Genomic DNA, 23467 nt, shown 5'->3' with positions numbered 1-23467 from the left:
CGCACCGACCGTTGACGCGGGCCGCCGCGGGCCGCCAGCGTGTCGACCATGGGTGAACAGACGGTCGTGCGGACGGCTCGCGGCGCGGTGCGGGGACGCACCGAGGGCGGGGTCACGGCGTTCCTCGGCATCCCGTTCGCGGCGCCGCCGCTCGGTGCGCTGCGCTTCCAGGCGCCGCAGCCCGCGGCGCCGTGGGACGGCGTGCGCGAGGCGGACGCGTTCGGCCCACCGCCCCCGCAGGCCCCGCTCGGCCCGCAGCCGCCCGCGCCGGAGCCGGTCCGCCACGACCCCGGCGACTGGCTCACCCTCAACGTGTGGACGCCCGACCCCGGTGCGGCCGGCCTGCCGGTGCTCGTGTGGGTCTACGGCGGGGCCTACCGCATGGGCTCCTCCGCCGAGCCCGGCTACCGCGGGTCCGTGCTGGCGGGCCACGGCGCGGTCGTGGTGACCGCGAACCACCGCGTCGGCGTCGAGGGCTACGCGCAGCTGGACGGTGCGCCGGCCAACCGGGGCCTGCTGGACGTCGTCGCGGTGCTCCGCTGGGTCCGCGAGGAGATCGCCGCGTTCGGCGGCGACCCCGCCAACGTGACCGTGTTCGGCGAGTCGGCCGGCGCGGGCGCCGTCGCCGCGCTGATGGTCATGCCCGCGGCCGAGGGCCTGTTCGACCGGGTGATCGCGCAGAGCGTGCCCGCCACCTGCTTCACGCCGGCGCTCGCCCGCGACGTCAGCGCGGAGATCGTCGCGCCGCTGGGCCTCGCGCCGTCGGCGGCCGCCCTCGCCGACGTGGACCCGCAGCGGCTGGTCGACGCGCTGGGCGAGCTGGACCGGCGGATGCCCGCGATCGAGCGCTGGGGCCTCGTCGCCCACACCCCCACCCCGTTCTCGCCGGTCGTGGACGGCGAGGTGCTGCCGACCGACCCGTGGACCGGGCTGGCCGCGGGCGCCGCGCGGGACGTGCCGTTGGTCGTCGGGCACACACGCGACGAGTGGCGGCTCTTCCTCGTCATGGGCGGGCAGTCCGTCACCGACGAGATGGCGGCCGGCGCGATGCGCGTGTTCGGGCCAGAACCGGACCCCGAGGAACGGATGCGGGCCGCCTTCCCAGGCGCGAGCGCCGAGGAGCTGTTCGTCCTCGCCTGCTCGGACCGGATGTTCCGCATGCCGAGCGTGCACCTCGCCGAGGCGCACACCGCGGGCGGCGGCCGCAGCCACCTCTACGAGCTGACCTGGCCCACCCCTGCCCTCGGCGGCGTGTTCGGCGCCTGCCACGCCCTCGACGTGCCGCTCGTCTTCGGCGTGTCCGACGAGGGCCTGCCGCTGCAGCTCGTGGGTTCCCCGCCGCCGGACGACGCGCGCGAGGTCTCCGCGCAGATGCAGGCCGCGTGGACCGGGTTCGCCCGCGACGGCGACCCGGGCTGGACACCTTACGACGCCCGGCAGCTCACGCGCGTGTTCGACGTGGGCGAGCGGGGCGGCGTGCGGCCCTACCCGGAGGAGGCCTCCTGGAAGCTGTGGGCCGACCGGCCGCCCGAGGTGGTCGACCTGCGCTGACCCGGGCTGTCTGCGCGATCTGCGCAACAGCGCGATCCACTCGCGCGGATCGCGCACGAGGCGCATGATGGACCCGGACCGCCGAAGGGAGGGCCGGTGTCGGGGCCAGCCGAGCTGTTCGTCGTCGCCGACGACCTGTCCGGCGCCGCGGAGACCGCCGCCGTGCTGGCCCGGCCCGGCGTGCCCGCGCGGGTCGTGCTCGCCGGGCGCGGACGCCCGGTGCCCGCGACGGGCGGGCTCACCGTGGTGGACCTCGACAGCCGGCTTGCGCCCGCGGAGGACGCCGCCCGCGCCGTGCGCAACGCCGTCGCCGCCGCGCCCCCGTCGGCCCGGATCGTGAAGAAGATCGATTCGCTGTTGCGCGGCAACCTCGCGGCCGAGATCGGGGTGCTCGCCGCCGACCGCCCCGTGGTGCTCGCCCCCGCGCTGCCGGTGGCCGACCGCGTCGTGCGCGGCGGGGTCGTGCACCTGTCCGGCGTCCCGCTGCACGAGACCGACGCGTGGGCGATCGAGCCGGTGCCCGCCCCGACGAGCGTCGCGGCGGGCCTCGACGGGCTGCGCACCACCGCGCTCGGCCTCGACGCCGTCCGCCGTGACGCCGCGGCGGCGCTGGCGGCCGCCGTCGACCGGGCCCCCGTCGTGATCTGCGACGCGGTCACCGACGCCGACCTGGACGCGATCGCCGCCGCCGCGCTGGACCGCCCCGACGTGGTGCTCGCCGGCTCGGGCGGGTTCGCCGCCGCCATCGGCAGGCGGCTCGCCGGCGCCCCCGCCGACGGCGCACCACCTGACCGCGTCCCGTCGCCCTCGGTGCTCGTCGTGGTCGGGTCGGCGGCGCCGATCGCGGCCCGCCAGGTGGAGCGGCTGCTCGCCGACGGGGCGCGCGAGCTGCGGCTCCCCGTCGCCGGGGTATCCCTCGAGCCCGGCGTCACCGTCCTGCGCCCCGCCCCGGTCGAGCGGGCGGACCCGCGGGCGGTCGTCACCGAGCTCGCTCGCGCCGTCGTCGACCTCGACCCCGGCCCGGCGGCCGCCGACCTCGTCCTCACCGGGGGCGAGACCGCTCGCCGGGTGCTCGACGAGCTGGGGATCGACCAGCTCGAACCGCTCGCCCAGATCGGGCACGGCGCCGTCGAGAGCCGCACCGCGGACGGCCGCCACGTCGTCACCCGCCCCGGCAGCTTCGGCGGGGTCGACTCCCTGCGCGACATCGTCGCGAAGCTGCAGTCCCGCACGCCACACCAGGAAGGCGCACCATGACCGCCGGCCCAGCACCCGCAGCCACGACACCCACCGGCACCCTGCCGATCGTCGCCGTCACCATGGGCGACGGCGCCGGCGTGGGGCCCGAGGTGATCGTCCCCGCCGTCGTGCACCCCGACACCCTCGCCCGCTGCCGCCCCGTCGTGATCGGCGACGCAGGCCGGCTCCGCGCGGCCGCGGGCATCCTCGGCCAGGACGTCGAGATCGTCGCGGTCGACGGGCCCGCACAGGCCGAGTTCGGCGGCAACCGCATCAACGTCATCGACCTGGGGCTGCTGCCGGACGACCTGCCGTGGGGCGCGGTGTCGCCCGTCGCGGGGGAGGCGGCCTACCAGTACATCCGGGTGGCGGCCGAGCTCGCGGTGCAGGGCGCGGTGCAGGCGATCTGCACGGCGCCGCTCAACAAGGAGGCGCTGCACGCCGCGGGCCACCGCTTCCCCGGCCACACCGAGCTGCTCGCGCACCTCACCGGCACCGAGGAGGTGTCGATGATGCTCTCGACGCCCAAGGTGAAGGTCGTGCACGTCACCACGCACATCGGGCTGATCGACGCGGTCGCGAAGATCGAGCCGGGGCTCGTCGAGCGCACGGTGCGGCGCGGGCACGAGGCGCTGGTGCGCTCCGGGATCGCCAACCCGAAGATCGGGGTGTGCGGCATCAACCCGCACGCGGGCGAGAACGGCCTGTTCGGCTACGGCGAGGAGGAGGAGAAGATCGTCCCGGCGCTGCGGGTGCTGCAGGCCGACGGTATCGACGCCCGCGGCCCGCTCCCGGCCGACACGGCGTTCTTCCTCGCCGGCCGCGGCGACTACGACCTGATCGTCGCCATGTACCACGACCAGGGGCACGCGCCGGTGAAGGTGCTGGGCATCGAGGCGGGCGTGAACATCACGGTCGGGCTCCCGGTGATCCGCACGTCGGTCGACCACGGCACCGCGTTCGACATCGCGGGCAAGGGCGTCGCGGACCCCCGCAGCATGGTCGAGGCGCTGCGCCAGGCCGCCGAGCTGGCGTCGCGCCCCGCGGCCTGAGGGCGGGCCTGGGGGCGATGCGGTCGCGCGGGTCGCAGCGGCGGCGCGACGAGATCGTCCGGCTCGCCACCGCGTCCGGGCCGGCCAGCGTCGAGGAGCTGGCGCGGGCGTTCGGGGTCACCGCCTCGACGATCCGCCGCGACCTCGCCGCGCTCACCGCCGAGGGTCGCCTCGCGCGCACCTACGGCGGCGCGATGCCGGTCACCGCGCACCCCGAGCCGCCGTTGCGGGAGCGCACCGGGGAGGCGTTCGCGGCGAAGCGGGCGATCGCCCGGGCTGCCGTGGCCGAGGTCGGGCCGGGGGAGACGGTGCTGCTGGACGCCGGCTCGACGGTCGGCGCGCTCGCGCGCGAGCTGCGGTCGGTGCCGGGGCTCACGGTGATCACCGTCGGGCTGACCGCGCTGCAGGAGCTCTCCGACCCCGCTGAGATCGACGCCCAGGGGATCACCGTGCACTGCCTCGGCGGCACCCTGCGGCCGCTCAGCCAGGGCTTCGTCGGGCCGCTCGCGGAGGCGGCGCTGGAGCGGCTGACGTTCGACCGGGCGTTCCTCGGCGCCGACGGCGTCACGGTCGAGGGCCTCTGCGAGGCCGACCTCGCCCAGACCCGGCTCAAGGAGCTGATGGCGCGGCGCGCCGCGCAGGTCGTCGTGCTCGCCCACGGCGCGAAGCTCGGGCGGCGGCCGTTCCACGCCTGGGCCCGACTCGACCCCGGCTGGCGGCTGATCACCGACGACGGCGCCGACCCGCGGGTGGTCGACCGGTTCCGCGCCGCGGGGATCGACGTCGTCGTGGCCGGAACGGGGCCGGGCGTCACCCGTCGGGCTGCCGGGGCAGCAGGCTCCCCAGCGGCCCGAGGTCGATGTTGAGGTCCTCGGCGCGCAGCCCGAAGTGCTCCCGCAGCTCGGTCATCGCCTCGTCGAGGCGCATGAGCCCGAGTCCGAGCCGCTCGACGGTCTCGTCCGGCAGGTCGCCCGCCTCGACGCGCCGGATCGCCTGGCGCTCCATCAGCTGGCGGACGAGCTCGACGATCGTGAGGACGAGCCGGCCGAGGTCCCGCCCGACCGCGTCCGGGTCGAGTTCGAGCCGCTCCGGGACGCGGGTCACGGTTCCACCAGCGTCGACACCGAGCTGATCAGGGCACGCAGCGAGACGTGCACCAGGTCGACGTCGGCGAGGGAGATCGTGATGTCCCCGCTGATCACGACCCCGCCGGCGAGCAGCCGGTCCAGCAGGTCGACCAGCGCGACCTCGCGGTCCGCGGCGAGCGTCACGAGTCCTCCAGCGCGGCGAACGAGTACGGCGCCCACGGGCCGGTCAGCTCCAGCTGGAGGGGTCCGTCGGCGCGGGTCGCGACGAGCTCCCGCAGCGCGTCGCCGCCCACCTCGTCGACGAGGTACGCCGCGTTGAGCACCATCGGCTCCCGGTGCCCGGACAGCCGCGGGTCCTGCGGCTCGTAGCGGCGGTTCGCGACGGCGAGGTCGGTGAGCTCGCGGTGCAGCGCCTCCGCGGCCGCGGTGGCGGCCTCGAGGCGGGTGCCGGCGCGGTCCCGCTCGGCGCGCCGCCGCAGCAGGTAGGACGTGCCCGGCCGGGCCGACCCGTCGCCGGACCCGGGTGCGGCGCCGGCGTCTGCGGTGTCGTCGGCGGTGGGCGCCGCGAACGCCTTCACCCCCCACTCGACGCGCCCGCGGACGCGGTCCAGCGCGGCGCGGAAGTCGGCGGCGCGCTCGTGCAGCAGCGCGCGAACGCTCTGATCGTCGTGGTAGACGGTCGCGAGGCGCACCGGGGCGACGGGGCCGGACTCCGCGGCCGCGGCGACCACCTCGTGGTGGGCGCGGGCCGCCCGCTCCAACCACTGCAGGTCCTCGAGGCTGCGCTGGAGCGCCTCCTCCCCGAACCGGACGGCGTCGACGGAGCTGACGACGGCCGCGAGGGCGCCCGCGACGACGCGGCGCACCGGGGCGTCGTCGACGCCCCCGGGGGCGGCGGGCTCCGCCGCGTCGGCGTCGGTGACCGCGTAGAGGTAGACGAGCGCGTCAGCCATCGGCCCCGCCCTCGTTCCCGTTGCGGCCGGACTCGAGCGCGGCGATCCGCTGCCGCAGCGCCTTGTTCTCCTCGGCCAGGTCCCGCTGCCCGATGCTCAGGGTCGGGTCGTGCTCCCACCAGTCGATGCCGATCTCACGGGCCTTGTCGACCGACGCGACCAGCAGCCGGATCTTGATCGTCAGCAGCTCGATGTCGAGCAGGTTCACCCGGATGTCGCCCGCGATCACGATCCCCTTGTCGAGGACGCGTTCGAGGATGTCGGCGAGGTTCGTCGACTCCTGCCGGTGTTCCGGCGGGCGGGCGCGGTTGGTGGAGAGTCCACCGGAGGTCATCGGCACTCCCTGTCGAGTTGTCCGCGCGCGTAGCGGCGCTTGCGGCGGTAGGACAGCAGGTTGCCGTCCGCGTCGAGGCGCACCTCGTAGATCGCGAGGACGTCCGTGGTGTCGGGGATGCGGTGGGTCTCGACCACCTCCACGCCGACCTGCCAGTCGCCGTCGTGGCGCTCGATCGAGATCACGCACTCGGGCTGCTTGCCGGTGAAGTCCGCGACGTGCTGCGCGGCCTTGCGCGCGGCCTCGGCGGCGTCCGCCTGCCCGTTGCGCCGGGGCCCGGTGTGCTGGGCCCCGGTCTCCCGCGCGGGGTCGTCGTCCCGGGCGCGCCGCGTGCGGCGCGGGGTCGTCCGTTGCTCATCCGCCACGATCGCCTCCCACCCCGGGCGAGCGCCGCCCGGCCATCAGGCGCTGCAGCAGCTCGTTCTCGAGCTCGGCGGCCTCCTCCTCGGTGAGCTCGCCGCTGCGGCGCCCCTCGTCGACCCGGTCGAGCTCGGCCCGGATGCGCGCGGGGTCGTAGTACTGCTCCTCGGCCTGGTCGCGGATCTGCTCGGCCAGCCACACGACGCCCCGCACGGGCGCGAGCGGCAGGCCGAGCAGACCGGTCAGCAGACCCAACTCATCCCTCCGGGACGAAGTCGTAGGGCGCGAGCGGGCCGAGCAGCCGCAGCCGCACCCGGCCGGCGAGGTCGCGGCCCGTGTCCTCCACGGCGTCCTCGAACTCGCCGATGCGGGCCCGTTCGACGAGGAACGCCGCGTTGACCACGTCGTCCGGCTGGCCGGGCCGGTGGGCCACGACCTCGGCCGCGAACGGCTCCAGCCGCTGCACGAGCCGCTCGCCCTCGTCGTCGCGCCGCTCCTCCAGCGCCGTGACCACGAGCTCGCCCAGCCGGACGCGGTCGTAGTAGGAGGCGTCCTCGGGCAGCTCGCGCACCTTCTCCTGGAGGGCCCGGATCTCCGGGTCCTCCTCCACCAGCTCGGCCAGCACGACGTCCTGCTCGTAGCGGCCCTTGAGCGTGAACTGCACCTTGCCGTCGAGCGCGTCGAGCACGTCGACGAAGTGGTCGTGGTGTGGAGCGATGAGCTCCTCGACCACGCCGTCGGACTCGACGACGGCGGGGAACCGCATCGGGAGGACCGCGGTGGTCGCCGCCACCGCGTCGACCACCGCCTCGTGGGCCAGCAGGTCGTCGCGGGTGCCGATCGGGCGGTCGACGGGTACGTCGCCGACGATCGCGGCGACCTCGCCGTGGGCGATCGTGGAGACCCGGCCCGACGGGCCGAGGCCCTTGAGGTCCTCGGGGAGCCGCGCGTCGGCGCCGACGAGGCCGTAGACGTACGTCGCGCTCATTCCTCGCGCTCCCGCGCACGCTGACGGGCGGGCCGCCTGCGGGGCGCCTCCTCCCGCTCGGGCTCCCGCTCCTCGCGGCCGCCGCCGAGCATGTCGCCGACCTTGTCGACGGCCGCGTCGAGCATCCCGGTGGTCTTGCCGCGCGCACCGCCCTCGGTGACGCCCTCCACGAGCTCGGTCAGGTCCTTGCCGCCCTTGCCCTTGCCGTAGAGGTCGAGCCGGTTGGTCGCCTCGGCGAAGCGCAGGAACGTGTCCACGCTCGCCACGACGATCCGGGCGTCGATGGTGAGGATCTCGATCCCGACCAGGGACACGCGGACGAACACGTCGATGACGAGGCCCTTGTCGAGGATCAGCTCGACGACGTCGGCGAGGCTGCTGGAGCCACCGCCGCCCCGCTCGACGTACCCGCCGCCCTGGCGTTGTGTCGCCACCGTCATGCCTCACCGCTCCCGTCGTGATCGTGAGGCGGACACCGGCTCTCGGTCGGCCGTGTCCGGTTCCTCGTCGGCGAAGTCGCCCTCGTCGGCGTACTCGTCCTCGTCGCCGTAGTCCTCGTCGGCGTACTCGTCCTCGTCGGCCGGCTCCTCTTCCTCTTCGTCGGCCCGGTCCGCGTCGGCCCGGTGCTCGTCAGCCCGGTACTCGTCGTCGGCAGGCTCCTCCTCGTCGGCGTACTCGTCGCCTTCGTCGGCGGAGTCGTGCTCGTCGTAGGGCGGCTCCTCGTAGGGCTCCTCCTCGGCCCGCTCCTCCTCGCCGGGTTCTGCGGACCGGGAGCGCTGCTCCTCCTCGAGGGCCTCCTCGTGGGTCTTGACGACCTCGCTGTCGCGGATCTCGCCGCGCCAGCCCTCCACCTCTTCCTGGTGCAGCAGGACGTTCGACATCGCGTGGCGGCGGAAGTGCTTGAACTCCAGCCGGGCCCGCCTGCCCTGGGCGCGCCAGAGGTTCCCGGTCCGCTCGAAGAGCCCTTGCGGGTGGTACTCGAGGACCAGCAGCACGCGGGTCAGGTTGGGGCCGAGCTCGGTGAAGGTCACCGCGCCGTCGACGTGGCCCTTCTCGCCCTTGGACCGCCAGACGATGTGGGAGTCGGGCACCTGCTCGACGATCGTCGCCTCCCAGGTGCGGTGCGACCAGAAGACCTGGGCCTTCCAGTTGGTCTTCTCGTCCGATTCCTGCTCGACGCTCTCGACCTTCTTCATGAACGTCGGGAAGTCGGCGAACTGGGTCCACAGGTCGTAGGTGGTGCGCAGGGGCAGACCGATGTCCTGGTCCTCGCTGATGACGGTGACCTTGAGCTTCTTCTTGCCGCCCGAGCCACCGCCTCCGCCGACCGCGTCGCCGACCTTCTCCTTGAGCGCGGAGAACCCGCGGCTCAGCACCCCGCCGGGGGAGGAGCCGTCTCCGTCTCCGTCGCCGTCTCCGTCTCCGTCGCCGTCTCCGTTGCGCTGGCGTCCGAAGACCGCGCCCAGTCCTTGCTCGGGGTTCTCGGCGACGCCCGTGAGGCGGTCGGTGAGGCCCTGGATGCGGGACGTCGCGGACTCGGCCGCGTTCTGGACCAGGAGCCCCAGCAGGCGCTGCCCGGCGTCCTTGAGCGCGTCGGTCGGCAGGGCGTCGGTGACGCGGTTCTTCGGGTCAGCCACGGCCGTCGCTCCCCTGGCTGCGCGGCCGGGCGGGCTTGCGGCCCGCGGCCCGGCCCGCCGTCGAGGCACCGCGCTTGGCGGTCGCGGACGCCGACGGCTTCTTGCCGGCCCGGGCTGAGGTGGTGGCCTTGGCCTGCGTGCGGGAACGGCGCCGCGGCGGCGGTGCCTCCTCCTCGGCGGGTTCCTCGTCCGGCTCCGGCGCCGACTCCTCCTGTTCGGCGTCCTCGGTGTACCGCTCGTCCTCCGGCTCCTCGTCGGCCGTGTCGTCGGCGGTGTCGGCCGTGTCGTCGGCGGAGCCGCGGCGCGGCACGGCGCCTGCGAGCGACTCGACGCGCTTGCCGACCCGGTCGGTGAGCGCCTCGACCTGGCGGGTGGCCACCGCGACGGCGGCGCCCTTGCCCGCTTCCACGAGGCGCCCGCGCACCTCGTCGACGAGTCGGGTCAGTTCCGGCGACGACGAGAGCAGCTTGCTCCCCTGGCTGAGCAGCTCACCCGGCCCGCCGAGCCGTCGGCCCGCGGCCATCCCGCCCAGCATCAATGCGAGCTTCATCTTCTTGGTTCGTCCGAGGAAATAGCCTCCGGCAACGCCGAGGGCCACTCGTGCTCCACACTTCACCGGATCTCCCTGTCGGTTCTCGGGCTCTCGACCGTTCCGGCATCGCGAACCACGTCGTTCTCTGCAATGCGCGCCCCCGCCGGCCGCAGCCAGCGACTACCCGCGGAGCTGATCTCGCACTCCCGCGGCGGCGGGATCGGCGGAAATTGAGCCGTTCGGAGCAGGCGGCGCAGCGCTCACCGGCCGAGCCACATGATCGTGAAAGGCTCTCCGCGCTATCCGCGCTCCCGGTCGGACGCGTCCAGCACGCGGCCCAGCGCGAGGCAGAACCTCGCCCAGTCCTCCTGCCGCGCCGCGAGGATCCGGCGCCCGAGCGGGGTCAGGGCGTAGCGGCGGACCCGGTCGTCGGTGGCCTCCACGAGCCGGTTGCGGGTCAGCCGGCGCAGCTCGGGGACGACGACGCGCACGGGCAGCTCGACGAGCCCACCGCTGCGGTCGCGGATGCGGTCGATCAGCTGGTAGCCGGTCGCGGGTCCGTGCGCCGCGGCCGCGAGGAGGAGCAGGTCGACGTGGCGGCGGTCGCGGACCTCCACGGTGCCCGTGCGTGTCGGGCGTGGCGCGGGTCGTGTTTCCACCGGGGGCTCCTCCCGCACCGGGCGCCTGCGGCGGCGCTTCAACGCGGCGGCTGGGGCGCCGAAGACGGACGACAGGCCTGCCGCCGGGTCGCGCGGGGTCATGCCCCGGCCGCGGTGCCGTCGCCGTTGCCTGCGGCCTCCTCGGCCGCCTGCAGCGCGGTGAGCACCTCCACACCCAGCGCGCGGTAGTCACCGGCGACGCTGGCGGCGGTGGGGGAGACCCGCGGCGTGCGCACCCCCGTCCGCAGCGCCTCCCACCACGCCGGCTGGGCCGCGGCCTCGAGCTCGAGCTCGTGGGCGAGCTTGCCGAGCCGGCGCGCGTCCTGGGCCGTGCGTTCGGCGTGCCTGATGGTCGTCCGGAACCGCGGCGAGCTGCCCCCGAACGCCCCGTCGATGGCCGTCATCGCCTCGGCGTGCACGGCGCGCGAGCGGGTGCCGGTCGCGAAGAGGACCACCCCGAGCAGGCCCAGCCGCGGGTTGATCTCCTGGGCGAGGGCGAACCGCTCGGCGACGAGGCTCATGCCCACGAGGCCGCCGACGTCGGACTTCGTCGGCATGAGCACCCAGCGGGCCGCGGCCAGCGCCAGGTCGGACAGGATCGTCGACTCCGGTGGGCAGTCGATGAACACGACCTCGTAGTCGGTCGCGATCGGGGCGAGCACGTCGCCCAGCACCCGGAAGGCGCGCCGGCCGCGGTGCTGCAGCCGGGAGACCATCACCGGCGTCAGGTCCTCGAGCCGGGACCCGCCGCAGACCACGTCCAGCTCGGGGCGCACGCCGACCGCGGGCGAGAGCGGCGTGCCGGCGATGATGCTGCCGAGCAGCCCCGCCCCGTCGTCGTCGGCGGCCGAGTCGCGGTAGCCGAGGTCGTCGGCGAGGTTCGCCTGCCGGTTCAGGTCGACGAGCAGGCACCGGTAGCCCGCGCCCGCGAACTGGCCGCCCAGGTTCGCGGCGATCGACGTCTTGCCGACCCCGCCCTTGTCGTTGACGATCGCGATGACCCGCGCCAGGGCGAAGTCCCGCTCCCGATCCGTCAGGCGCTCGGCCATCGGCACCTCCGCACCGCTCGGTGATCCGCCGGCTCAGCGCGGTGCGCGCCGCGGCCGCCCCTCGGGCGCCCGGCCCCGGCGGCGCGGGCGCAGCAGGTGGCGCAGGTCGTCCTGCGAGGCGGCTCGCTCGTCGTCCTCCTCGTCGTCCTCCTCGTCGGGTTCCTCGTCCTCCTCGTCGTACTCCTCGTCCTCGTCGGAGTCGTCCTCGGGGACCTCGTCGTCCTCGCTCTCGGCGTCGTCCTCGTCCTCGGTCTCGTCGTCGGCGTATTCGTCGGCGTATTCGTCGTCGCCGGTTTCGAGGTCCTCGAGGGTGATGTGGATGTTGAGCCGTTTCGTGCCCAGGAGGATGTACCCGCTGATGTCGACGGCATTGATCGGTTCGCTCACGGCGGGTTGACCCCCTTGCGCGGCCGGAAATCGCGCAGCGCTCGGCCGGAAACAAGATCTCGGCTCGCGTCGCTTTGCGATCACGTGGAGCTGACAGCTCCGCCGGAATACCCCGGCTCGCGCAGAACGAACCCGATCTCAGGTGAGGTGGTCGAAGTCGCCGCGCACCCACCCGATGTAGCGGTCCGCCGACCGGCGCAGGGCCGCCCGGGCGTCGGAGTCGACCGTCTTGCCGAAGTTGTCGTACAGCCGGTCGAACTCGAGCGCCTCGACGGCCTTCGTGATGCGTTCCACCACGGCCGCGGAGAGCGGGATGCGGTTCGGGTAGCTGCGCATGAACGTCATCGTGACCCGGTCCGGGTTGGCCTGGATCGTGTCGCCGCCCAGCAGCACGCCCTTGCCGCCTGCGCCCGCCGACCAGAGCGCGACCGCGCTGCCCGGGAAGTGCCCGCCGAGCTGCAGCAGCCGGACCCCGGGCACGACGTCGAGGCTGCCCGACCAGGTGCGGATCACGGGGTCCGGCCGCGCCACCCACTCCTCGTCCGCCTCGGCCACCAGCACCGGCGCCCCGCCCAGCGCCCGGCTCCACTCCACCTGCACGCCGTACATGTGCGGGTGGCTGGCCACGATCGCGGCCACCTCGCCCAGCTCCCGGATGCGGCGGACGGCGGCGTCGTCGATGTAGCCGACCATGTCCCAGATGACGTTGCCGTCGGGAGTGCGCACCAGGTGCGCCTGCTGGCCGATCCCGACCTTCGGCTCGACGGTGATGCCGAAGAGGTCCGGTTCCAGCTCCCGCACCACGACCTCGTGCCCGGCGGCGGCGAGCTCCTCGAGGGTGGTCCACCGCTGCCCGTCCGCGGGCACCCACTGCCGTTCGTCGGCGCAGATGGCGCAGACGTCGACCTTCTCGGCGTGCTCCACCCCGCACGTGCTGCAGATGTACACCCTGCCCCACTCCCGATCTTGTACTATCGTTTGTACACCCACACCGAACAGCAGTCCGTCCGATGCGTCAAGGGGTGACGGTGCCGGCAGCGCGGGTCACCTTGAGAGACATCGCCCGGGACGCGGGCGTCTCGGTGACCACCGCCTCGCGCGCGCTGCACGGGGTGACCGGGGGTGCCCGGGCCCCGTCGGCCGCCACGGCGGCGAGGGTGCGGGCGTCGGCGGCGCGGCTCGGGTACTCGCGCGACCAGCTGGCCACCGGCCTGCGGACCCGGCGCAGCCGCCTGCTCGGGATGCTCGTGCCGCGGCTCACCGACCCCGTGCTCGCCACGATCTACGAGGGCGTGGAGGCGGCCGCCCGCGACGCCGGCTACCGGACGGTGGTCGCGAACACCTTCGACGACCCGGACGAGCAGCGGGCGCGCGCCGCGGTGATGCTCGACCACCGGGTCGACGGCCTGATCATCGGCGACGGCTCCGACCGCGGCGACCTGCTCGCCGACCTCGACCGCCGCGGGGTCCCGTTCGTGCTGGTCAGCAGGCGGGTCGACGGCCACCCGGCGGTGATCGGCGACGACGTCACCGGCGGTCGCCTCGTCGCCGAGCACCTGCTCGAGCGGGGCCACGAGCGGGTGGCCGTGCTCGCGGGCGAGCCGTACGCGAGCACCGGCCGGGACCGGGCGGCGGGCTTCCTCGAGCGCTGGTCGGCCGCGGGTCGGACGGTGCCGGCCGAGCGGGTCGTGCACGGGCCGTTCGACGTCGCGGGCGGGCGGTGGGCGATGCAGCGCGTGCTGGAGGCCGGGCCGCCGCCGACCGCGGTGTTCGCGGTCAACGACTTCACCGCGATCGGGGCGATGGGCGCGCTGCGCGACGCCGGGCTGCGCGTGGGGCGCGACGTGGCGCTCGTCGGCTACAACGACGTGTCCATCTCGGCGGAGCTGCCGGTCCCGCTGAGCACGGTCGCCGCCCCGAACGACGAGATGGGGCGCCGGGCGGTGGAGCTGCTCGTCGAGATCCTCGACGGCGGGCGGCCCGACCCGGTCCTGCTGTCACCTCGGCTACGCGTCCGGGCGTCGAGCGCGTTCGGCGTCCCGTCGTCCCCGGACCGCTACCGCTGATCACCCCGCTCCCACAGCTGCCCGAGCGCCGCGTTGACGGCCTCGGGCTGCTGGACCTGCGGGTAGAAGCCGGGCACGGTCAGCAGGCGCCCGCCGAGCCGGTCGGCGACCACCTCGGCGGTGATCATCAGTGGGACGCCGGCCAGGCGCCGGTACTCCTCCGGGGCGCCCGCCCAGTCACCGCGCACGACGAGCACCGGGAAGCCGGCCTCGGCCAGCGGGTCGAGCGGGACCTCGGCGTCCCAGCACGGCCGCTCGTGCATGGTGGTGCGCGCCGCCCGCAGGCGGGCGGGCGTCGGCTCCGGCGCGGGCATCCCGACCGACTCCGTCGACAGCCGCAGGTACTGCTCGGGTGTCAGGTCGACGGGCAACGCTGCCGACGCGGCGCGGTTGCGGGCGAGGACCTCGGCGACCACCGGGTGCGACTCGGCGGCGCGCAGCGAGCCGGGCTGGATGAGGCAGAGCGAGCGGACGAGGTCGGGGCGCGCCGCGGCGGCGAGCATGGCGGCGACGGCGCCGTAGGAGTGCCCGACCAGGTGGGCGCCGTCCCCGAGCAGGGTCACCACGTCCTCGGCGTCGACGGCGTAGTCGCTGCGGTACGGGCCCGGCGGCAGGTCGGGGCTCGCGCCGTAGCCCCTGCGGTCCATCAGCACCAGCCTGCGGTGCGCGGCGAGCGGGCGTTGGGCGCCGAACCCGTAGGCATCGTCGTCGCCCCAGCTGAGCACCCCGTGCACGAAGACGGCGGGCGGCCGGTCGGTCGCCTCGCCCAGGACGGTCGCGGCAACGGTGTTCACGAGGCCATTAAACACCGTTCAGCGGTCCTGTACAGCGTTCAACGCTAGGGTGTGATCATGCCCTCGGTCTGGCTCGACCCGCCCGCGGCGCCGAGCCCCGGCCTCAGCCGCGAGGCCCTCGTGCGTTCCGCGGTCGCGCTGCTGGACGCCGACGGTCTCGAGCGCGTGTCGATGCGCCGCGTCGCGGCGGACCTCGGCGTCACGGCGGGCGCCCTCTACTGGTACGTCACCACGAAGGACGAGCTGCTCGAGCTGGCGCTCGACGACGTGCTGGGGGAGGCGCTCGGGCCGCCGGTGGAGGGCGGGTGGCGCGACGCGCTCGCCGCGCACGCGGCGCGGCTGCGCGAGGTCCTCCTGCGCCACCCGTGGGCGCTGCCGCTCATGGGACGGCTGCCCAACATCGGCCCGAACGCGCTCGCGCTGGCCGACGCGGCCCTCGACGTCGCCGCCCGCGCCGGCTTCCCCGACCCGCCCGCCGTCGTCGCCGCGCTGCACGACCAGGTGGTCGGGGCGGTGCTCGCCGAGACCGGGCTCCGGCACGCCCGCGCGGCGGCGCAGGACGCCGACCGGCTCGCGCAATACCTGGCCGCGGCCACCGAGCGGCACCCGGCCGTCGCGGCAGCCGTGCGGGAGGGCACGGCGGGCGACGCCGCCGCCCGGTCCGACGAGCGCTTCGCGTTCTCGCTGGGCTGCCTGCTCGACGGCCTGGAGGCGCGGCGGGGGTAGTCAGCCGATCGCCCGCCGCAGCCAGCGGGCCACCCCGTCGATGTGCACCGTCGCGTGGGCGGCCACGAGCGCGGCGTCGCGGCGCTCCAGCGCGTCGACGATCATCCGGTGCTCGGTGAGGCTGCGCTCCGTCGCGCCCTCCTCGGACAGGCCGCGCCAGATCCGCGCGCGCAGGGTGCTGCTGGAGAGCGTGTCGAGCAGGCTCGTGAGGTAGGCGTTGCCGGCCAGCGAGGCGATGCGGCGGTGGAACACCTGGTCGTGCGCCACCAGCTCGTCCGTCGTGGGGGAGTCGCCCAGCGCGGCGAGCAGCCCCCGCAGCTCCTCGACGTCGGCCGCCTCGACCCGCGCGGCGGCCTTCGCGGCCGCGGCGGGCTCCAGGATGCGGCGCACCTCGAACAGCTCCAGCAGCGACGCGTCCTGGTGGATGTCCACCACGAACGACATGGCGTCGAGCAGCGTGTCCGGGGTCAGGCTGGTGACGTAGGTGCCGTCGCCGCGGCGGACGTCGAGCACCCGGATGATCTCCAGCGCCTTCACGGCCTCGCGCAGCGAGCTGCGCGACAGCCCGAGCGCCTCGGACAGCTCCTTCTCCGGCGGCAACCGGTCGCCGGGCCCCAGCTGCCCGGAGCGGATCATCTCCTTGATCTTGCCGATCGCGTCGTCGGTGACCGCCATCAGCGCACGTCGAACCCGACCGCGACCGGCATCCCCGACGGTCCGGGCAGCTCCACCGCGACGCCGGCCGGATCGACGTGCGCCGCGACCGGAGCGCCGTCGGCGAGGGCGGCCGAGCCGAGCTCCAGCCGGTCGGCCCGGGCCGGCAGCACGACCCGCCCGTGGGCGTCGACGACCGCCCACGCGCGGTCCGAGGTGCGGGTCCAGCGCACCCACGGCTCGTCGGAGGCGGTCGCGACGGCGCCGTCGAGCGGGCGGGAGCCGTGCACGACACCGCTGTGCGCCGCCATCCAGGCCGCCAGCTCCTCCAGGGGGCGCCGCTGCCCGTCCGGGATCGCGCCGCTCGCCGTCGGGCCGACGTTGAGCAGCAGGTTCCCGCCCCGGGAGACCACGTCCACGAGGTGGCGCACCAGGCGCGGCCCGTCCATCAGGTGCCGGGAGTCCTCCACCTGGTTGTAGCCGAAGGACAGCCCGATGCCGCGGTTGTTCTCCCACGCCGGCGCGGTCTCGGCGGCGAGCGCGTGCTGGTACTCGCTGGTGCGGAAGTCCCAGTGGGTGTCGCCCCAGCGATCGTTCACGACGCCGTCCGGCACCGTCTCGTAGAAGTACCGGAACAGCTCGGCGAGCCCGAGCGCGCCGTCGTGCTTGCCGGCCTCGGGCCACTCGATGTCGTTCCACAGCACGTCCGGGCGGTACCGGTCGATCAGGTCGCGGACGTGCAGGTAGGCGTACGCGGCGTAGGCCGCGTCGTTGGGGCGCAGCGCGCGCACGCCGGCGAACGTGTCGATCGCCGGCAGGTGCGGGGTGACGCTCCAGTCGAGCCCGCCGGAGTAGTACACGCCGAACCGCAGCCCGGCCTCCCGCGCGGCTCGCGCCAGCTCGCCGACCAGGTCGCGCCGCGGCCCCCGGTGCACGGTGTTGCGGGTCGCGGTGCCCGGCGCGTCCCACAGCGCGATGCCGTCGTGGTGCTTCGTGGTCGGCACGACGTAGCGCGCCCCGGCCCGGGCGAACAGGTCGCACCAGGCGCCCGGGTCGAACTCCTCGGCGCGCCACGCGTCGAGGAAGTCGTCGTAGGGGGCGTCGCCGTAGGTCTCCAGGTGGTGCTTGCGCGCCGGGCTGTCGTCGATCCGGATGGTGTTCCAGTACCACTCGGCGTAGGCGTTGTGCCGGAACCACGTGTGCTCGTCGACGGTGCCCAGCTCGCCGGTCGGCTCCGCCCACGCGGGCACCGAGTAGGCGCCCCAGTGGACGAAGATCCCGAACTTGGCGTCGGCGAACCAGGTGGGGAGCGGGCGTTGGAAGCGGCTCCAGTCGACGGTCAACGGTCCTCCCGAGATGTCACCGGCCACCGAGGCCGGACAGTGCGAGGCCGCGGACGAGGTGGCCGTCCTGGGTGCTCCTCGGCGTCGAGTGAGACATCCGATGTCTTGTCACCTTTGCGGCTTGATCACGGGTGAGTCAAGGGGGATGCCGAGAAAAGATCTGATGTCAGCCGAGCCTTCGGAGAGGAACCCGCTCGTGGTCCGTCTGGGGTGGCGGCAGCTGCGAGGGCTGGAACCGGGCCACCTGCACGGATGTCAGCAGGTGCTCGCGGTGCACGGTCCTCCTCGGCGTCGAGTGGTCTTCGCGCACCGAGGTTAGGGGTGACCCCCGGGTGTGCGCGTGGGTCTGGCTCCCCACTGGTGGTAATTTCTCACCATGGACGTGGAGCGCGTCGCGCTGCACCTCGCGCGTCCGCCGTTCGTGGCCAACGTCGGTGTCGGGGTGCACGGCGTGCGCAGCCCGCACGACGTGTACCGGCTACCGGACCTGTGGCAGCTGCACCTGTACGGCTACTCCGCCGAGGTCACCATCGGCGGGCGTACCTACGCCGTCGCGCCGGGCTGGGTGAGCTTCGTGCCCGCGGGCGTCGAGGTCCGCTTCGACTACACCGGCCGCTCCGAGCACCTGTTCGCCCACTTCCGGCCGGAGCCGGCGGGGGAGCCGTCGGTGGTGCCCGTGGTGCGGGACGCGGGCGCGGCCTCGGCGGGGCTGTCCGACCTGCTGCGGGCGGCGATCTCCGCCTCCCCCGGTGGGTCGGCGCGCGTGGCGGCCGAGGTGTGGGCCGCGCTCTGGCGGATCGCCCAGCTGCCCGAGCCCGCCGGGGTCGGCACCCGGCACGCGGCCGTCGCGACGGCGATCGACCACATCGAGGCCAACCTCGCGCGCCCGCTCTCCGTCCCCGACGTCGCCCGCGTGGCCGGCGTCTCGCACAACCACCTCACGCGGCTCTTCCGCGCCGAGACCGGGCTGCCGGTGGTCGGCTGGATCCGGCGGCGGCGGATGGCCCGGGCCCAGCACCTGCTCACCGCCACGACGATGTCGATCCCGGCGGTGGCCGCCTCCGTCGGCATCCACGACCTGCAGGCGTTCAACAAGGCCTGCCGCCGGGAGCTGGGCGCCTCGCCGCGCGCGATCAGGGCGGGCGCGACCCGGGCGAGCGCCTAGCTGTCCCCGCTGCAGAGGTTGTTGACGCGGTGGGCGGGTGGGTGGCCGCCGAGCGCGGTGTGGGGCCTGTGGTGGTTATAGCCGTGGAGCCAGGCCGGGAGGGCGGCGACGCGGTCGGCGCTGGAGTCGTAGGCGGTGGCGTAGGCCCACTCGACGGCCAGGGTGCGGTTGAACCGTTCGGCCTTGCCGTTGGTCCACGGGCAGCGGGGTTTGATCGGTTTGTGGGTTGCGCCGATATCGGCCAGGGTCGCGGCGAATAGCCGGCTGCGGGCGTAGGCGAAGGCGTTGTCGGTCATGACCTGCTCGATGTGGATGCCGTAGCCGGCGTAGAACGCGGCCGCCCGGCGTAGGAACCCGGCGCAGGCGGCGGCGTTTTCCCCGCCCTGGTCGCTGGTGATGACCTCGACGTAGGCCAGCCGCGAGTGGTCGTCCACCGCGACGTGGACGTAGTCGTAGCCCACCCGCGGTCCGGACCGGGACGCCCTCGCTTGCGCGCTGTCGCGGCCATGGGCCCACCAGCCACCGCCCGGGCGGATGTGGCCCAGCTTCTTCACATCGATGTGGATCAGCTCGCCGGGCCGCTCGCGTTCGTAGCGTCGCCACCGGTTTGGGCCGGGCGCGCTGGTGGCCGAATCAGCAGCGCACCGTGTTGGATGCTGTGGTTGGCGCTGTGGTTGGCGGAGTTGTTCGCCGGTGGGCGGGTCCAGGTCCCGCAACCGGTTGATCCCGAGCCGGACCAGGACTCGATGCACCCCGGACGCCGAGACCTGGATGCCCTCGCGGCGCAGCTCGTAGGCGATCCGGTCCGGGCCCAGGTTGCGGTCGCGGCGCAGTCGTTCGATCCGCTTTTCGACCGTGGCCGACAGCCTGCGAGGGCTGCGGCTGGGCCGGCTCGAGCGGTCGGCGAGCCCGGCCTCGCCTTCGGCCAGCCAGCGCCGATGCCACTTCCACAAACACTGCCGTGAGATCCCGGCCTCGGCCGCCACATGGGCCTTGGGTCGGCCTCGATCCACCCGCTCACACAGGCGTCGTCTGCCCTCCACGGTCAGCGGGGCGTTACGGTGCGGCACGAGGACCTCCAGACGTCGGTGTGGTCGCCTTCAGCAGCTCCACACCTCGCCTGGAGGTCCTCCCTAAAGCAAGATCATCCCATCTCGCGTGTCCCCGACCATCACGTCACCAACCTCCATGGGTGGGACACCTAGCGCGTCAGAACCCGGCGGGGCGCGCGTGGATGGCGTCGGTGGGGGCCGCCACGTCCCCGGGCCGGGTGCCGGGCGGGCCGAGGACGGTGTCGCCGAGCTCGGTCGTGACCCGCATGAACCTCTCGAAGTCCAGCTCGGTGCCGGGGCCGGCGAGCCGGGCGGGGGTGGCGGTCCGCTCGATCAGCTCGGCGAACGCGGCGGGGGAGCTGATGTTCAGCGTGTCGGCGCCGTCCGGGCCTGCCTGCAGCATGTGCGGGACGTTGCAGGGGATCGTGTAGTACTCGCCCGGCCCGAGGACGACCTCCTCCTCGCCCGCCCAGATCGACAGCTGCCCGCCGATCACGAACAGCCGTTCCTCGTAGCGGGAGTGCGCGTGCAGCGCCGTCGCCATGCCGGGGGCGGCGATCCCGCGGACGACGTCGTGGCGGCCCGCGGTTTCGGCGCCCCGGGTCAGGACGGTGATGCGCATGTGCTGGTCCAGCACGTAGGACCGGTCGTCGAGGTCGTTCATGGGCCGATCGTGGCGCCGGTGCGGGCCGTCCGGGGGTGCGTGCGGCCATCCGTGCACGCAACGGCAATCGCGGTGCGCGCTGACGACATGCCTGTCCCTTCCGGCCGGCGGCCTGCCCGCCCGGCGCGCGCGGCGCCAGCAGCAGGCGGCGCTGCGTCCTGCCCGGGGCCGCGACGCCCGCACCAGGGCGCGACTCGCCCGCACCAGAGCGCGACTCGCGTGCACCGGGCCGCGACTCGCGCGCACGGGGCCGCGACTCGCCCGCACCCAGGGCGCGACTCGCCCGCACCGAGGGCGCGACTCGCGCGCACCCGGGGCGCGACTCGCCGGGGTGGGGGGTGCCGCCGACCGGGTGAAACGCCCCGTCGGGGCGCTGCGGGTCGTAATGGGGCCCCCTGATCGGGCGATGGACGGTTGAGGGGGACGGATCACGGGAGTGGGGCCCGGGACCACGTCCCGCGCCGGCCGCGACCGTCGCCGCCGGCCCATCGGGGGAAGGACGACTCATGACCGCTGGCGGTCCCCAGGGCTTCGGGCTCGCCGGGCTCCTGCGGCCGCACACGCTGGCGTGGGGGGCGCTGTGGTTCGCGGTGGTCGTCCTGTTCACCGCGGGTGTCGGCGTCATCCAGGCGGCCGGGGCCGCGGGGGAGATGCCCCCGCTCACCTCGGACGTCGAGCAGGTCATCCGCCCGGTCGACCCACCGAGCTCGGCGCCGGAACCGCCCCGGTTCGTCGACGTCGCCCGCCCGGGCTGAGATCTCAGCGGCCGACGGCCTTGCGCAGCGTGCGCAGGCACAGGGCGAGCGCGTCGTGCTCGGGCACGTCGTCGTCGCGGGCGTGCATCCACGCGGCGTAGAGCAGCGCCCACAGCACGTTCTGCACCCATTCCGGGGTCAGGTCGGGGTCGATCGCGCCCTCGGCCTGCCCGCGCTTCACCAGCCGCAGCAGCGTTCGGTCGGTCTCGCTCTCCTGGCTCCAGGCCGCATCGGTGAACAGGTGCGGCTCGTTGACGGTGAGCAGGATGCCGTCGCCGAGGTCGAAGTAGGCCTGACAGAGCCGCTCCAGCGCGGCCATGGCGGGCCCCGTGTCCGGCCGGGCGCGCTCGGTGGCGGCGGCGATCTTCTCCAGCAGGTCGTTCGTGATCCCGGTGAGCAGGTCGGCGCGCTCGGGGAAGTAGCGGTGCATCGTGGTGCGCCCGACCCCCGCGGCCGCCGCCACCTCGGCCAGCGACGCGTTCGGCTGCTGGGACAACACCCGCACGGCCGCGTCGAGGATGGCGCGCCGCGTGCGGGCGCGCGTGCCGCTCTCCGGGGCGGCTCCGGGCTCGTCGACCACGGGTGGAAGAGTAGCAACTTGCACCGGATTGGAACTGGTTTGACGAGAACGGAACACTGATGCTCCACTATTGAGCGTGAGTACTCCTGCCGTCGCCTCGGGGTTCGGCGTTCTCCGGTCTTTCGCCCGGCCCCACCTGCGCACCCTGCTGCTCGGCCTGGCGCTGGCCGTCGCCGGCTCCGCCACCGGCCTGGCGATCCCGCTCGCCACCAAGCGGGTGCTCGACTCGCTCGGGGCGTCCGGGTCGATCGCCGGCCCGATCGGCCTGCTGTTGGGGCTGTTCGTCGTCGGGGCGATCATCTCGGCGCTGCAGTGGACCCTGCTGGGCACGCTGGGCGAGCGGGTCGTGCTGGAGGCGAGGGAGTCGATGGTGCGCCGGTTCCTGCGCGCCACGGTGCCGGGGCTGACCCGCAGGTCGGCCGGCGAGCTGGTCACCCGGGTCACCTCCGACACCGTCCTGCTGCGCGAGGCGATCTCGGCCAGTCTGGTGGGGCTCGCCAACGGGGTCGTGATGCTCGTCGGCACGCTCGTGCTGATGGCGGTGCTCGACCTGGTGCTGCTCGCCACGACGCTCGCCGCGGTCCTCGCGGTCATCGCGCTGTTCGCGGTGCTCATGCCGGGGATCGCGCGGGCGCAGGAGCGGGTGCAGGAGCACGTGGGGCGGCTCGGCGCCGTGCTGGAGCCCGCACTGCGGGCGATCCGCACGGTGAAGGCGAGCCGGGCCGAGGGGCGGCTCGCCGACGGGATCGTCGGTCACGCGAAAGAGGCGATGCGCCACGGCGTGCGCGGCGTGCGCCGGGAGGCCGTGGCCTGGACGATCGCCTGGTCGGGCATCCAGCTCGCGATCATCGTGGTGCTCGGCGTCGGCGCGTGGCGGGTGGGGCTCGGCCTGCTCGAGGTCTCGACGCTCGTCGCGTTCCTGCTCTACGCGTTCGGCCTGATGGAGCCGATCATGGACCTCAGCGAGAACCTCACGGGGCTGCAGGCCGGGATCGCCGCGAGCAGGCGGATCCGGCAGGTCCAGCACCTCGAGCTCGAGCCGCAGGACGCCGCGGCGCCGTCCGACGGGTCCCCGTCCGCCGGGTCGCACCCCGCGCTGGAGCTGCGCGGGGTCACCGCGGCCTACGGGCCGGGGCTCGCGCCCGCGGTGCGCGGGGTCGACCTGGTGGTGCCCGTCCGCGGGCACACCGCGATCGTCGGCCCCTCGGGCGCGGGGAAGACCACGCTGTTCGCCCTGCTGCTGCGCTTCCTCGAGCCGCAGGCCGGGCAGATCCTGCTGGCCGGGCGCCCGTACGCCGAGCTGGCGCCGTCCGAGGTGCGGGCCCGGCTCGCCTACGTCGAGCAGGAGACGCCGCTCCTGCCCGGCACCGTCGCCGACAACCTCCGCTTCACCCACCCCGACGCCACCGACGACGAGCTGTGGGCCGCGCTGGAGCGGGTGCGGCTGCGGGAGGCGGTGGAGTCCCTCGACGGCGGGCTCGACGCCGTCCTGACCCCGTCGTCGCTGTCCGGCGGGGAGCGCCAGCGCATCGCGCTCGCCCGCGCCCTCGTGCGCACCCCGGAGGTGCTCCTGCTCGACGAGGCCACCGCCCAGGTCGACGGGCTCACCGAGGCCGCGGTGCACGACGCGATCCGCGAGCAGGCCCGCCTCGGCGCGGTGGTCACCATCGCGCACCGCCTGTCCACCGTGGTCGACGCCGACACGATCGTCGTGGTGGAGGACGGCCGCATCCGGGCCCGCGGTACCCACCACGAGCTCATGGCGTCCGACGAGCTGTACCGCGGGCTCGTCGCCGCGCTGCGCGTCGACCGCCCGCTCGCGCCCGCCGGGTGAGCCGG

Annotated in this window: 29 protein-coding genes; 9 read left to right on the top strand and 20 right to left on the bottom strand. The window is 74.6% G+C overall.

What is annotated here, in order from left to right:
* The first annotated feature begins 48 nt into the window (after positions 1-48).
* The 4 genes from VKZ81_RS00935 to VKZ81_RS00920 all read left to right on the top strand — a co-directional run bounded on the left by VKZ81_RS00935 (position 49) and on the right by VKZ81_RS00920 (position 4708).
* Positions 49-1551 (top strand): carboxylesterase/lipase family protein, encoded by a 1503-nt coding sequence (locus VKZ81_RS00935; RefSeq protein ID WP_324239425.1) that lies wholly within the window; start codon positions 49-51, stop codon positions 1549-1551.
* 96 nt (positions 1552-1647) lie between these two features.
* A complete protein-coding gene (locus VKZ81_RS00930) occupies positions 1648-2808 on the top strand; it encodes a four-carbon acid sugar kinase family protein (RefSeq protein WP_324239424.1) in 1161 nt (386 codons plus the stop codon).
* A complete protein-coding gene (gene pdxA, locus VKZ81_RS00925; protein WP_324239423.1) occupies positions 2805-3842 on the top strand; it encodes a 4-hydroxythreonine-4-phosphate dehydrogenase PdxA in 1038 nt (345 codons plus the stop codon). Before VKZ81_RS00930 ends, pdxA begins: the two co-directional genes overlap by 4 nt.
* 17 nt (positions 3843-3859) lie before the next feature.
* Positions 3860-4708 (top strand): DeoR/GlpR family DNA-binding transcription regulator, encoded by an 849-nt coding sequence (locus VKZ81_RS00920; protein WP_324239422.1) that lies wholly within the window; start codon positions 3860-3862, stop codon positions 4706-4708.
* Here VKZ81_RS00920 and VKZ81_RS00915 read toward each other — a convergent pair.
* The 14 genes from VKZ81_RS00915 to VKZ81_RS00850 form a co-directional block, all read right to left on the bottom strand.
* Positions 4653-4946 carry a gas vesicle protein K gene (locus VKZ81_RS00915; RefSeq protein WP_324239421.1) on the bottom strand — a complete coding sequence of 98 codons (294 nt, stop codon included), beginning with the start codon at positions 4944-4946 and terminating at the stop codon, positions 4653-4655. The two genes, VKZ81_RS00920 and VKZ81_RS00915, sit on opposite strands and share 56 nt — an antisense overlap.
* Positions 4943-5113, bottom strand: a complete 171-nt coding sequence (locus tag VKZ81_RS00910) for a gas vesicle protein (RefSeq protein WP_324239420.1) — start codon at positions 5111-5113, stop codon at positions 4943-4945. Before VKZ81_RS00910 ends, VKZ81_RS00915 begins: the two co-directional genes overlap by 4 nt.
* Positions 5110-5883: a GvpL/GvpF family gas vesicle protein gene (locus VKZ81_RS00905; RefSeq protein ID WP_324239419.1), complete on the bottom strand. Its 774-nt coding sequence runs from the start codon at positions 5881-5883 to the stop codon at positions 5110-5112. The genes VKZ81_RS00910 and VKZ81_RS00905 overlap by 4 nt, the downstream gene beginning before the upstream one ends.
* Positions 5876-6217, bottom strand: a complete 342-nt coding sequence (locus VKZ81_RS00900) for a gas vesicle protein (protein ID WP_324239418.1) — start codon at positions 6215-6217, stop codon at positions 5876-5878. The genes VKZ81_RS00905 and VKZ81_RS00900 overlap by 8 nt, the downstream gene beginning before the upstream one ends.
* The gene (locus tag VKZ81_RS00895; protein ID WP_324239417.1) at positions 6214-6582 is read right to left on the bottom strand and encodes a gas vesicle protein GvpO; all 369 of its coding nucleotides are present in this window, start codon (positions 6580-6582) and stop codon (positions 6214-6216) included. Before VKZ81_RS00895 ends, VKZ81_RS00900 begins: the two co-directional genes overlap by 4 nt.
* Positions 6572-6832, bottom strand: a complete 261-nt coding sequence (locus tag VKZ81_RS00890) for a gas vesicle protein GvpG (protein ID WP_324239416.1) — start codon at positions 6830-6832, stop codon at positions 6572-6574. The genes VKZ81_RS00895 and VKZ81_RS00890 overlap by 11 nt, the downstream gene beginning before the upstream one ends.
* Position 6833: 1 nt before the next feature.
* Positions 6834-7565 (bottom strand): GvpL/GvpF family gas vesicle protein, encoded by a 732-nt coding sequence (locus tag VKZ81_RS00885; protein ID WP_324239415.1) that lies wholly within the window; start codon positions 7563-7565, stop codon positions 6834-6836.
* Entirely contained in the window at positions 7562-8005 is a 444-nt protein-coding gene (gene gvpJ, locus VKZ81_RS00880) for a gas vesicle protein GvpJ (protein WP_324239414.1), read from the bottom strand. Before gvpJ ends, VKZ81_RS00885 begins: the two co-directional genes overlap by 4 nt.
* A 3-nt stretch (positions 8006-8008) precedes the next feature.
* Positions 8009-9202: an SRPBCC family protein gene (locus VKZ81_RS00875; protein WP_324239413.1), complete on the bottom strand. Its 1194-nt coding sequence runs from the start codon at positions 9200-9202 to the stop codon at positions 8009-8011.
* Entirely contained in the window at positions 9195-9752 is a 558-nt protein-coding gene (locus tag VKZ81_RS00870) for a hypothetical protein (protein ID WP_324239412.1), read from the bottom strand. Before VKZ81_RS00870 ends, VKZ81_RS00875 begins: the two co-directional genes overlap by 8 nt.
* A 281-nt stretch (positions 9753-10033) precedes the next feature.
* On the bottom strand, positions 10034-10393 hold the full coding sequence (locus tag VKZ81_RS00865) for a PadR family transcriptional regulator (protein ID WP_324239411.1): 360 nt from the start codon (positions 10391-10393) through the stop codon (positions 10034-10036).
* A 98-nt stretch (positions 10394-10491) separates the two neighbouring features.
* Positions 10492-11442, bottom strand: coding sequence for a ParA family protein (locus VKZ81_RS00860; protein ID WP_324239410.1), 951 nt, complete (start codon positions 11440-11442; stop codon positions 10492-10494).
* Between the two features lie 33 nt (positions 11443-11475).
* On the bottom strand, positions 11476-11829 hold the full coding sequence (locus tag VKZ81_RS00855; protein ID WP_324239409.1) for a hypothetical protein: 354 nt from the start codon (positions 11827-11829) through the stop codon (positions 11476-11478).
* A gap of 138 nt (positions 11830-11967) precedes the next feature.
* Positions 11968-12777, bottom strand: coding sequence for an MBL fold metallo-hydrolase (locus VKZ81_RS00850; RefSeq protein WP_324239408.1), 810 nt, complete (start codon positions 12775-12777; stop codon positions 11968-11970).
* 80 nt (positions 12778-12857) lie between these two features.
* On the opposite strand from VKZ81_RS00850, the gene VKZ81_RS00845 reads away from it, so the two are divergent.
* Positions 12858-13895 carry a LacI family DNA-binding transcriptional regulator gene (locus VKZ81_RS00845; protein ID WP_324239407.1) on the top strand — a complete coding sequence of 346 codons (1038 nt, stop codon included), beginning with the start codon at positions 12858-12860 and terminating at the stop codon, positions 13893-13895.
* On the opposite strand, the gene VKZ81_RS00840 is transcribed toward VKZ81_RS00845, so the two are convergent.
* On the bottom strand, positions 13886-14689 hold the full coding sequence (locus VKZ81_RS00840; RefSeq protein WP_324239406.1) for an alpha/beta fold hydrolase: 804 nt from the start codon (positions 14687-14689) through the stop codon (positions 13886-13888). The two genes, VKZ81_RS00845 and VKZ81_RS00840, sit on opposite strands and share 10 nt — an antisense overlap.
* 57 nt (positions 14690-14746) lie before the next feature.
* Between VKZ81_RS00840 and VKZ81_RS00835 the strand changes: the two genes are divergently transcribed.
* Positions 14747-15415 (top strand): TetR/AcrR family transcriptional regulator, encoded by a 669-nt coding sequence (locus VKZ81_RS00835; protein WP_324239405.1) that lies wholly within the window; start codon positions 14747-14749, stop codon positions 15413-15415.
* Here the strand turns inward: VKZ81_RS00835 and VKZ81_RS00830 are convergent, their stop codons facing one another.
* Complete coding sequence (locus VKZ81_RS00830) at positions 15416-16090, bottom strand: FadR/GntR family transcriptional regulator (protein ID WP_324239404.1); 675 nt, start codon at positions 16088-16090, stop codon at positions 15416-15418.
* The gene (locus VKZ81_RS00825; protein ID WP_324239403.1) at positions 16090-17412 is read right to left on the bottom strand and encodes an alpha-L-fucosidase; all 1323 of its coding nucleotides are present in this window, start codon (positions 17410-17412) and stop codon (positions 16090-16092) included. The genes VKZ81_RS00830 and VKZ81_RS00825 overlap by 1 nt, the downstream gene beginning before the upstream one ends.
* Positions 17413-17788: 376 nt before the next feature.
* Between VKZ81_RS00825 and VKZ81_RS00820 the strand changes: the two genes are divergently transcribed.
* A complete protein-coding gene (locus VKZ81_RS00820) occupies positions 17789-18577 on the top strand; it encodes an AraC family transcriptional regulator (RefSeq protein WP_324239402.1) in 789 nt (262 codons plus the stop codon).
* Here VKZ81_RS00820 and VKZ81_RS00815 read toward each other — a convergent pair.
* Both VKZ81_RS00815 and VKZ81_RS00810 read right to left on the bottom strand, forming a co-directional pair.
* Complete coding sequence (locus VKZ81_RS00815; RefSeq protein WP_324239401.1) at positions 18574-19647, bottom strand: IS481 family transposase; 1074 nt, start codon at positions 19645-19647, stop codon at positions 18574-18576. The genes VKZ81_RS00820 and VKZ81_RS00815 overlap by 4 nt on opposite strands.
* Positions 19648-19786: 139 nt before the next feature.
* Complete coding sequence (locus VKZ81_RS00810) at positions 19787-20293, bottom strand: cupin domain-containing protein (protein ID WP_324239400.1); 507 nt, start codon at positions 20291-20293, stop codon at positions 19787-19789.
* Between the two features lie 506 nt (positions 20294-20799).
* Between VKZ81_RS00810 and VKZ81_RS00805 the strand changes: the two genes are divergently transcribed.
* Entirely contained in the window at positions 20800-21048 is a 249-nt protein-coding gene (locus VKZ81_RS00805) for a hypothetical protein (RefSeq protein WP_324239399.1), read from the top strand.
* A gap of 4 nt (positions 21049-21052) precedes the next feature.
* Here the strand turns inward: VKZ81_RS00805 and VKZ81_RS00800 are convergent, their stop codons facing one another.
* Positions 21053-21628, bottom strand: coding sequence for a TetR/AcrR family transcriptional regulator (locus tag VKZ81_RS00800; RefSeq protein ID WP_324239398.1), 576 nt, complete (start codon positions 21626-21628; stop codon positions 21053-21055).
* A 76-nt stretch (positions 21629-21704) separates the two neighbouring features.
* Here VKZ81_RS00800 and VKZ81_RS00795 point away from each other — a divergent pair, with 76 nt between their 5' ends.
* Entirely contained in the window at positions 21705-23462 is a 1758-nt protein-coding gene (locus tag VKZ81_RS00795) for an ABC transporter ATP-binding protein (RefSeq protein ID WP_324239397.1), read from the top strand.
* Positions 23463-23467: the final 5 nt, after the last annotated feature.

Origin of the sequence: Pseudonocardia sp. (assembly GCF_035305885.1) — a bacterium.
Taxonomy (GTDB): domain Bacteria; phylum Actinomycetota; class Actinomycetes; order Mycobacteriales; family Pseudonocardiaceae; genus Pseudonocardia.
Note: the sequence above shows the minus strand (reverse complement) of the source record. Positions and strands in the feature narration are given on the sequence as shown.

Coding starts and splice junctions, on each gene's coding strand:
- VKZ81_RS00820 (WP_324239402.1), top strand. CDS start 17,789: ATGGACGTGGAGCGCGTCGCGCTGCACCTCGCGCGTCCGCCGTTCGTG.
- VKZ81_RS00870 (WP_324239412.1), bottom strand. CDS start 9,752: ATGAAGCTCGCATTGATGCTGGGCGGGATGGCCGCGGGCCGACGGCTC.
- VKZ81_RS00935 (WP_324239425.1), top strand. CDS start 49: ATGGGTGAACAGACGGTCGTGCGGACGGCTCGCGGCGCGGTGCGGGGA.
- VKZ81_RS00835 (WP_324239405.1), top strand. CDS start 14,747: ATGCCCTCGGTCTGGCTCGACCCGCCCGCGGCGCCGAGCCCCGGCCTC.
- VKZ81_RS00885 (WP_324239415.1), bottom strand. CDS start 7,565: ATGAGCGCGACGTACGTCTACGGCCTCGTCGGCGCCGACGCGCGGCTC.
- VKZ81_RS00920 (WP_324239422.1), top strand. CDS start 3,860: ATGCGGTCGCGCGGGTCGCAGCGGCGGCGCGACGAGATCGTCCGGCTC.
- VKZ81_RS00900 (WP_324239418.1), bottom strand. CDS start 6,217: ATGACCTCCGGTGGACTCTCCACCAACCGCGCCCGCCCGCCGGAACAC.
- VKZ81_RS00805 (WP_324239399.1), top strand. CDS start 20,800: ATGACCGCTGGCGGTCCCCAGGGCTTCGGGCTCGCCGGGCTCCTGCGG.
- VKZ81_RS00810 (WP_324239400.1), bottom strand. CDS start 20,293: ATGAACGACCTCGACGACCGGTCCTACGTGCTGGACCAGCACATGCGC.
- VKZ81_RS00830 (WP_324239404.1), bottom strand. CDS start 16,090: ATGGCGGTCACCGACGACGCGATCGGCAAGATCAAGGAGATGATCCGC.
- VKZ81_RS00860 (WP_324239410.1), bottom strand. CDS start 11,442: ATGGCCGAGCGCCTGACGGATCGGGAGCGGGACTTCGCCCTGGCGCGG.
- pdxA (WP_324239423.1), top strand. CDS start 2,805: ATGACCGCCGGCCCAGCACCCGCAGCCACGACACCCACCGGCACCCTG.
- VKZ81_RS00905 (WP_324239419.1), bottom strand. CDS start 5,883: ATGGCTGACGCGCTCGTCTACCTCTACGCGGTCACCGACGCCGACGCG.
- gvpJ (WP_324239414.1), bottom strand. CDS start 8,005: ATGACGGTGGCGACACAACGCCAGGGCGGCGGGTACGTCGAGCGGGGC.